This is a genomic window from Nguyenibacter vanlangensis (genome assembly GCF_013376155.1).
GTDB classification, from domain to species: Bacteria; Pseudomonadota; Alphaproteobacteria; order Acetobacterales; family Acetobacteraceae; genus Gluconacetobacter; species Gluconacetobacter vanlangensis.
Genome location: NZ_JABXXP010000206.1, coordinates 1 through 4,777, shown reverse-complemented (window position 1 = coordinate 4,777; position 4,777 = coordinate 1). Strand labels below are relative to the sequence as shown.

Here is a 4,777-nt window from a genome sequence, read left to right as displayed (position 1 = left end):
GTCGCGCGCCACCATATGCAGCCGATCCCGCAGGAAGGGGGCTGGTTCGCCCAGGTGCTGCGCACGCCCGAGATGCTGCCGGGCGGGGCGCTGCCCGCCCGCTATGGCGGCCGGGCGCATCCGCTGTCGACCGCGATCTTCGTGCTGGAGACGAGACGGGATTTTTCGGCCCTGCATCGCCTGGCGACCGACGAGGTGTGGCATTTCTACGGCGGCGATCCGATCCGGATGCTGCTGCTCTATCCGGACGGGCGGGGACGGACGGTCACGCTGGATGGCGGCAACCCGCTGTTCGTCGTTCCGCAGGGTGTCTGGCAGGGATCGATGCCGGCCGGGCCGCGCGGCTGGTCGTTCGGCGGCACGACGATGGCGCCGGGCTTCATGCCCGAGGATTTCGTGCTGGGCGATCGGGCGGCGCTGGCCCGGGCCTATCCGGGGTTTGCGGATGCGATCGCGCGGCTGACTCGGGGGGCGTCATGAGGGTGTGCCTGAAGCGGGGTGTGGGGTTGGGTCCGGGGTTGGGCCTGGGAGCCGCCATCGGTTTGCTGGCGGTTGCCGCGATGCCGGCGCGTGCGCAGGGGCTGGATGCGTCGCGTGTGCCTTTCGTCACGATCGCGCCGGGCGTTCGCATGAAGGAGCTGGCCGGACTGGCCGCGCCGCTGCGTTCGGCGCGGCAGAGCGTCGCGCTGTTTCGGCTGGATGCCGGGCATGGCAATCCGTCGAGCCATAATGAGACGTCGGAGGAGATCTTCGTGATCGTCGCGGGGCGGGGCGTCGTATGGCTGGACGGCACGCCGCATCCTGTTTCGGCGGGCGACGTGGTGCGGATCGCGCCGCGCGTGCGGCATCGTGCCGTGGCCGGGCAGGGGGACGCGCTGTGCTTCTATGCGATCTCGGCGCCGCCGTTCCGGCCCGACGATTATCACCTGGATGCGGGGCCGTAGGGCCCGTAGGGCCGCCGGCGCTACTCGCCCGATAATTTGCGCAGGATATGCAGGGCGGCGACGCGCTCGCACGCATCGAGGGGAGCGAGGGTCAGTTCCGTGATGCGCAGCGCCTCGGGGATGCAGGTGCGGACCAGGGCCTCGCCGTCGGGCGAGAGGGAGACGATGCGCTGGCGCCGGTCCTCGGTGTCGCTTTCGGTCCTGACCAGATCGCGGTCTTCGAGACGGGCGACGATGCCGCGCAGGGTGGCGTGGTCGATGGCGGTCATGCGGCCGATCCGGATCAGCGGCGCGGGCTGTTCCTCGCGGATCGCGACGAGGACCGCGAACTGCACCGCGGTCAGCCTGTGGTCGGGGATCGTTTCCTGAAAGATCGCGGTGTGGCGCTGATAGGCGCGACGCAGCAGGTGGCCGATCTGGCTGGAGAGGTCGTAGGCGGCAGGCGGCTCGGACGGTGCTGCCGCCGGTTGCGGTTCGGCGGTCGGGTGCGCCTGGGATGCGCTGGGTAGGGTCGCCTGTTTCATGTCGTTTCCCTTGTCGCGCGTTCGCGAGCCGGTGGCAATAGGCGGCGGCGTCACCTTTGGGAGAAGATGACGCCTTTCAGAAAGACGGAATTTCGCAAGCGGCGATGGGTGGGGACATGGAACGATTTCGTTTCGAAACGGACTTGTGTGGGGCATAAATAACGTATACACCATAAATGGATCGACGCGGACCGGCTGGGGTGTCGCAATGGCTTTGGACCTTTCTTTTGACAGCACGGCCGCCGGCATGGCGGCGGACGGCGCGCAGGCCGATGCGCTGTATCGCCGACTGACCTGGCGGATCGCGCCCTTTCTGTGCCTGGGGTTTCTCGCGGCCTATGTGGACCGGGTGAATGTCGGCTTCGCCAAGCTGCGCATGGCGGCCGATCTGGGGCTGGGAGAGGCTGCCTATGGCCTGGGCGCCGGGTTGTTCTTCGTCGGGTACGTGCTGTGCGAGGTGCCGAGCAATATCCTGCTGCAGCGGGTGGGCGCGCGGTTCTGGCTGGCGCGGATCATGCTGACCTGGGGCGTGGTGTCGGGGGCGATGTGCCTGGTGCATACGCCCATGGCGTTCTATGCGCTGCGGCTGTTGCTGGGCGTTGCCGAGGCCGGGTTCATGCCGGGGGCGCTGCTGTATCTGAGCCAGTGGTTTCCGCCGGAACGCCGGGGGCGGCTGACGGCGCTGTTCATGATCGGGATTCCGCTGTCGAGCGTGCTGGGGGCGCCGCTTTCGGGCTTTATCCTGGCCCATTTCTCGGGGGTGGGCGGCATTGCCGGCTGGCGCTGGCTGTTCGCCGTCGAGTCCCTGCCGCCGGTCCTGCTGGGCCTGTGGGCGCTGTTCGGCCTGCCGGACCGGATCGAGACCGCGGACTGGCTGGACGCGCGGGAAAAGGGCTTTCTGCGGGGGCAATTGCGCCACGGCCATGACGATCATGCGATCTCGCGCCTGTGGCAGGCTTTTGCCGATCCGCGGGTGTGGCATGTCGGGCTGATCGACGGGGCGATCCTGCTGGGGCTCTATACGGTGGCGTTCTGGTTTCCCACCTTTCTCAAGGGGCGCGGCGTCGCCGATCCGATGACGATCGGGCTGATCACCATGGTGCCGCATCTTTGCGCGGTGTTCAGCATGGTCCTGAATGGCTGGCATTCGGACCGGACGGGGGAGCGGCGGCTGCATGTCGTGCTGCCGGTCCTGCTGGGGGCCTTTCTGCTGGGGTGCAGCGTGCTGGCCGACGGCAGCCTGGCGGTGTCGGTCTGCCTGATCGCGCTGGCCAATGCGGCGATCCTGGGGGCCCTGCCGCCTTTCTGGTGCATTCCGGCGAATTTCCTGCGCGGGCCGGCGGCGGCGGCGGGGCTGGCGATCGCCTGTTCCTTCGCCAACCTGGCGGGGTTCTTCGCCACCGGGATCATCGGTTGGACGATCCAGCGGACGCACAGTCCGGACCTGGCGCTGGTGCTGTTTGCCTGCGTGATGGCGGCGGCGGCGCTGAGCCTGTTCCTGATCCCGCGGGAGATCGTCGACCGGGCATAGAGCATTTCATCACGCATCTTCGCCCGTTCAAACGGGTCCGTTCGATCGGGACCTGCCCGGGCGGCGTGGATGCGGGAATGGTTTGTTGCCTTTCAGATATATAGCGTATACACCATTAATGCCCGGCGATGGCGCGGGCGCACGGGAACGGGATGGCGAAAAATGGTTGAATCGGTAAGAATCGGTATCGTCGGGGCAGGGCTGGGCGGCGTGGCCGCGGCGGGCCTGCTGGGGCGGGCCGGTTATGACGTAACCCTGTACGAGCAGGCGCCATCGTTCTCGCGCCTGGGGGCGGGGATCCAGTTCGGGCCGAACGTGATGAAGATCATGCGCCGGCTGGGGCTGGAAGAGCGGATCGAGGCCGTGTCCTGCCATCCGGATTTCTGGTTCAGCCGCAATGGCGCGGACGGCGCCTATCTGTCGCGCATTCCGCTGAATGCGCAGCATGACCGCTATGGCGCGACCTATGTCACCATCCATCGCGGCGACGTGCATGAGATCATGCTCGGTGCGGTCGATCCGGCGGCGATCCGTTTCGGCAAGAAGCTGGTCGATTTCGAGGAGAATGCGTCGGGCGTCGTGCTGTCCTTCGAGGACGGCACCACCGATACGGTCGAGATGCTGATCGGCGCGGACGGGCTGAATTCGCGGGTGCGCGAGACGCTGCTGGGCCCGGAAGATCCGCTGTTTACCGGCTGGATCGGCCATCGGGCCCTTATCCCGGCGGCGCGCCTGTCGGGCCTGGAGGTCGAGCCCTGCGTCAAATGGTGGTCGTCCGACCGGCATATGATGGCGTATTTCCTCGACAGGAACAGGGACGAATTCTATTTCGTCACCGGCGAGCCCGCTGCGGACTGGCCGCGTGGCGTGGCGTGGCAGCCCAGCACGCGCGCGGCGCTGCACGAATCGTTCAAGGGCTATTGCGACACGGTGCAGGCCTATATCGAGGCGGCCGAATCGGTGACCAAATGGCCGCTTTTCACCCGCGATCCGCTGCCGCTGTGGCACAAGGGGCGTGTCGTCCTGCTGGGGGATGCATGCCATCCGATGAAGCCGCACATGGCGCAGGGCGCCGCCATGGCGATCGAGGACGCGGCGGTGCTGGTGCGCTGCATCACCGAGCTGGGCGTGGGCGACATGGCGGCGACGTTCGAGACCTATCGCCGTCATCGCGTCGAGCGGGCGTCACGCGTGCAGCAGGTTTCCAATGCCAATACCTGGCTGCGGGCCAATGAGGATCCGTACTGGGTGTACGGCCATGACGTCTACGCCATCGACCTGAACGCCTGACCCGTCGGGACGCGCGCATGGAGCGGAGCATGCAGGAGATCACGGTGAACGGGACGCGGCACGTGGTGCAGGCGGCCGCCGAGACGCCGCTGCTCTATGTGCTGCGCAACGACCTGGGATTGAACGGCCCGAAATACGGGTGCGGCCTGGGGGAATGCGGCGCCTGCACCGTGCTGGTCGACGGCAGGGCGGCGCGGTCGTGCAGTGTGCCGGTCGGGCTGCTGGCCGGGCGCGCGGTCACGACGCTGGAAGGGCTGGTCGCGCCGGACGGAACCCCCGATCCGGTGCAGCAGGCCTTCATCGACGCGCAGGCGGCGCAGTGCGGCTATTGCCTCAACGGCATGATCATGACCGTGCGAGCGCTGCTGAACGTCAATCCGGCCCCGGGCGAGGGCGAGATCCGCGACGCGCTGCGGCATAATCTGTGCCGCTGCGGCACGCATGTGGAAATCCTGCAGGCGGCGCGCCGGGCATGCGGCGTGTCGTGC

At 67.7% G+C, this 4,777-nt stretch carries 6 protein-coding genes; 5 read left to right on the top strand and 1 reads right to left on the bottom strand.

The genetic code is table 11. The annotated features are described in order from the left end of the window. On the top strand, positions 1-480 hold a 480-nt coding region (locus HUK84_RS10745; protein WP_176640292.1), incomplete at its 5' end, for a cupin domain-containing protein. 80 nt (positions 481-560) lie between these two features. Further along, the gene (locus tag HUK84_RS10740; protein ID WP_176640291.1) at positions 561-944 is read left to right on the top strand and encodes a cupin domain-containing protein; all 384 of its coding nucleotides are present in this window, start codon (positions 561-563) and stop codon (positions 942-944) included. 20 nt (positions 945-964) lie between these two features. Here the strand turns inward: HUK84_RS10740 and HUK84_RS10735 are convergent, their stop codons facing one another. After that, positions 965-1,468: a MarR family winged helix-turn-helix transcriptional regulator gene (locus tag HUK84_RS10735; RefSeq protein WP_176640290.1), complete on the bottom strand. Its 504-nt coding sequence runs from the start codon at positions 1,466-1,468 to the stop codon at positions 965-967. A 208-nt stretch (positions 1,469-1,676) separates the two neighbouring features. Between HUK84_RS10735 and HUK84_RS10730 the strand changes: the two genes are divergently transcribed. From HUK84_RS10730 to HUK84_RS10720, 3 genes are all read left to right on the top strand, one after another. Then, positions 1,677-2,999, top strand: coding sequence for an MFS transporter (locus HUK84_RS10730; protein WP_176640289.1), 1,323 nt, complete (start codon positions 1,677-1,679; stop codon positions 2,997-2,999). Between the two features lie 162 nt (positions 3,000-3,161). Further along, positions 3,162-4,289 (top strand): FAD-dependent monooxygenase, encoded by a 1,128-nt coding sequence (locus HUK84_RS10725; RefSeq protein WP_176640288.1) that lies wholly within the window; start codon positions 3,162-3,164, stop codon positions 4,287-4,289. A gap of 29 nt (positions 4,290-4,318) precedes the next feature. Further along, positions 4,319-4,777: (2Fe-2S)-binding protein (locus tag HUK84_RS10720; RefSeq protein ID WP_246285609.1), on the top strand; the 459-nt coding region annotated here is incomplete at its 3' end.

What these genes read in the sequence shown, in the direction of transcription:
- HUK84_RS10740 (WP_176640291.1), top strand. Translation starts at nt 561, where the DNA reads ATGCCGGCGCGTGCGCAGGGGCTGGATGCGTCGCGTGTGCCTTTCGTC.
- HUK84_RS10730 (WP_176640289.1), top strand. Translation starts at nt 1,677, where the DNA reads ATGGCTTTGGACCTTTCTTTTGACAGCACGGCCGCCGGCATGGCGGCG.
- HUK84_RS10725 (WP_176640288.1), top strand. Translation starts at nt 3,162, where the DNA reads ATGGTTGAATCGGTAAGAATCGGTATCGTCGGGGCAGGGCTGGGCGGC.
- HUK84_RS10735 (WP_176640290.1), bottom strand. Translation starts at nt 1,468, where the DNA reads ATGAAACAGGCGACCCTACCCAGCGCATCCCAGGCGCACCCGACCGCC.